We start from the raw sequence: 3,002 nt of genomic DNA on the forward strand, positions 1-3,002 counted from the left end.
TTTACGTGCGGCTTGTTACGCTCAAATTTTTCTTTAGCCATCTTGACCGCCTCCCGTAAGGAATTGAGAAAGTCACGTCACCATTAAAACAAAGGCAGATATTTTCATATCTGCCTTTGCGAGATGGAGCTCATGAGCGGATTTGAACCGCTGACCTCACCCTTACCAAGGGTGTGCTCTACCAGCTGAGCTACATGAGCAAGACATCAGCAACAAACTTGGAGCGGGTAGCGGGAATCGAACCCGCATCATCAGCTTGGAAGGCTGAGGTTCTACCACTGAACTATACCCGCGGAGCTTGCAGCTCACGCTTGAAACTGGTGGAGGGGGAAGGATTCGAACCTTCGAAGTCTGAGACGTCAGATTTACAGTCTGATCCCTTTGGCCGCTCGGGAACCCCTCCGAGTGAGGCGGCATTCTACAGCCTGCCACCACGTTGTCAACTGTTTTTCTTTAAAAAACTTGAGCTTAGCTCTTCGACAACGGCTTCCAGTGCTCAACCTTTTCAGGTCACCCCTGTGAAGCGGGCGCCATTCTATTCAAACTATTGAGCGCTTGCAACGTTTTTGCACGGCATTGTTTGTTTCTGCAGTTCGGGGAAATCCGGCGCCAGTTGACGCACCAGGGAGTCGTCAACCAGGCGCCCGCTTTCCGGTGTGATCTGCGCCCAGTAATCATGCTGCGAACGAGCCAGCTCACGCACCAAAGCGTCGTAGCCAGCGGTCTTCAGCCGCTCCACCACGCTGTCGGCGGAGTCCTTGCGCTGAAAGATGCCAAGAGAGATCCCGTCAGTCAGATCCCCTTCCGTAATGATGTAGCTGTCAATCTTTCGAGCCTGCAACTCCCGCAGCTGCCAGAGTGATGCCTGGCGCGACGCCAACGGTGGCAGATAAACCCAGAAGTCGACACCAGCAGCAGCGTCCACTGTTTGCACGGAAGCCTGCACATCCAGACTCAACAGACGCTGCACCAATTGCCGGGCGCGATCGTCGACCGGGAAGCTGCCCAGGTAGACGCAAGCAGATGCGGGAGCGGTCGCCACCTTTTCTTCAGCCTGGCGACGTTGAGGTGTTTCTGCAGACTCGCTGAGCAGCCGAATATTCTTCTGCTCACTGTGAAACAGGCTGAGCGGGGCAATCTCCTTGGGGCGGAGAGGCGCCTGCTGTTGATGCCAGACGTAGTAGAAGACGTTGAGGGCAAGCAGGAAAAGAAAGAACCAGCGCATCAATCAGACTCACTCGATCGGACAGGCTAGTGCCAGCCCGAGAAATACCAGGTCCGGAAGCACAACCGCGCGAGCAGACTCATCCTTGACGAGCTCAGCATCTCCGCCGGTCAGGTAAACAGCACTGTCATCACCCAGCAGCTTGTTGGCAAGCTCGATCTGCTCCCGTACGAACCCGCGCAACATCAGCACGCAACCGCGCTCCACCGCCTCGGAAGTTTCCTGCCCCGGCAGTAGATTCTGTAGCGCCTCATGGGCCGCCTCGTCGTCATAACGAATCCGCCGAGTGTGAGTACGCAACTGGCTTCGCATCAGCGGCATGCCGGGTGCGATATAGCCTCCCAGATGCTTGCCCGCGGCATCGACCAGATCCGAGGTCACAGCAGTTCCAAGGTCGAGCACCAGGCATCCGCGCCCCGCCAGACAGTGACCAGCCACCAGGGCCAGCCAGCGGTCCATTCCCAGGCGCTGATACTCCCGGTAGCCGTTGACCACACCGCCGAGCTCGATTGCCGGAGCAGCAATCTGCACCGCAATAGGGAAAGCACTCTCCAGGCTCACACGAAGCGCGTCGGTTTCCTGCTCACTGCGAACACTGACCATGCGGCAATAGCGGATATCCACCGCCTCACTGCCCTGCAGCTGCGCGAGCAAGGCTTGATCCGAGTCCGCCACGCCACCGGCGACAGTCACCAGGTCATGCCTTCTGACCACTCGCCACTTGATCAGGCTATTTCCACAATCCAACTCAAGAATCATCCGACAACCTCAGACTCAACTCGCCTCCGCTGTAGCTGTGCTCCTTGCCATCGACCAGAAGGCGAAGCGCGCCCCGCTCATCGATGCCAAGCGCGCGCCCAACGATATTATTGGCAGCAGTGGACAGCGTGACCTGCCGCCCCTGCCATAGATGAAGGGACTCCCACTCTTCGCGACTGGCAGCGAAGCCATACTCACGATGACGGGATAGAACATCCGCAAGCTGAGACTCCAGCGCCTGCAGCAACTCGTTACGGTCAACCAGCCTACCCAGCGCCTCGCGCATCGAAGTCCAGGGCTGATCGATCGCCTCTGCCTTGCGCATGTTCACATTGATGCCGACGCCAATCGCAACACTACAGATGTCAGCAGGATCTCCCGTGAGCTCAAGCAGGATGCCGGCAATCTTTTTGCCACCCACCAGAACGTCATTGGGCCACTTGAGGCCTACATCTTTCACGCCCAGAGACTGGATCGCTCTTGCCACCGCAAGGCCGACCACCAGACTCAACCCCTCCAACTCCTGCGCACCACCACGTACAGTGATACCCAGGGTGTAATAAAGGTTGGCACCAAAGGGACTCTCCCATTGCCGCCCTCGCCTGCCGCGCCCAGCGGTCTGCCTCTCACCCAGGATGGCAAACGGCGCCGCAGCGCCGGCAGAAAGCCGCCGCAGCACTTCGGCATTGGTGGAGTCGATCGAAAACAGGACATCGAGAGGCCACAGGCCGAAGTCGCCCCTGGGCGAGATAATGCTCAGCGGCTCTTCCAGGCGGTAACCACGGCCGCGCACTCGCTGCACGACCATACCGTAGTCACGCTCAAAGCCTTCAAGGCGCTTCCAGACGGCGCTGCGACTTACTCCGAGGAGAGCACCCAGCTCTTCTCCGGAATGAAAGCGGCCATCGCTCAGCAATTTCAGCAAGGTCTGCATATCACCCCCGCAACAGTCAGGCACGCATCATATAGAGGCATGCCTGAATTGCCTACGCAGCAATGGCCCGACTTTCCCGCGCGC

3 protein-coding genes and 3 tRNA genes are annotated in these 3,002 nt (G+C 58.3%); all 6 read right to left on the bottom strand.

What is annotated here, in order from left to right:
• Positions 1-124: 124 nt before the first annotated feature.
• Positions 125-200 (bottom strand) — tRNA-Thr (locus PNI01S_RS28075).
• A 19-nt stretch (positions 201-219) separates the two neighbouring features.
• Positions 220-293: transfer RNA gene (locus PNI01S_RS28080), tRNA-Gly, on the bottom strand.
• Positions 294-318: 25 nt separating this feature from the next.
• Positions 319-403: transfer RNA gene (locus PNI01S_RS28085), tRNA-Tyr, on the bottom strand.
• Between the two features lie 141 nt (positions 404-544).
• Positions 545-1,225 carry an SPOR domain-containing protein gene (locus PNI01S_RS28090; protein WP_065327629.1) on the bottom strand — a complete coding sequence of 227 codons (681 nt, stop codon included), beginning with the start codon at positions 1,223-1,225 and terminating at the stop codon, positions 545-547.
• 9 nt (positions 1,226-1,234) lie between these two features.
• Positions 1,235-1,984 (bottom strand): pantothenate kinase, encoded by a 750-nt coding sequence (locus tag PNI01S_RS28095; RefSeq protein WP_065327630.1) that lies wholly within the window; start codon positions 1,982-1,984, stop codon positions 1,235-1,237.
• Positions 1,974-2,918 carry a bifunctional biotin--[acetyl-CoA-carboxylase] ligase/biotin operon repressor BirA gene (gene birA / locus PNI01S_RS28100; protein WP_084359859.1) on the bottom strand — a complete coding sequence of 315 codons (945 nt, stop codon included), beginning with the start codon at positions 2,916-2,918 and terminating at the stop codon, positions 1,974-1,976. The genes PNI01S_RS28095 and birA overlap by 11 nt, the downstream gene beginning before the upstream one ends.
• Positions 2,919-3,002: the final 84 nt, after the last annotated feature.

The organism is Pseudomonas nitroreducens NBRC 12694, from assembly GCF_002091755.1.
GTDB lineage: Bacteria > Pseudomonadota > Gammaproteobacteria > Pseudomonadales > Pseudomonadaceae > Pseudomonas > Pseudomonas nitroreducens.

What these genes read in the sequence shown, in the direction of transcription:
- PNI01S_RS28090 (WP_065327629.1), bottom strand. Translation starts at nt 1,225, where the DNA reads ATGCGCTGGTTCTTTCTTTTCCTGCTTGCCCTCAACGTCTTCTACTAC.
- PNI01S_RS28095 (WP_065327630.1), bottom strand. Translation starts at nt 1,984, where the DNA reads ATGATTCTTGAGTTGGATTGTGGAAATAGCCTGATCAAGTGGCGAGTG.
- birA (WP_084359859.1), bottom strand. Translation starts at nt 2,918, where the DNA reads ATGCAGACCTTGCTGAAATTGCTGAGCGATGGCCGCTTTCATTCCGGA.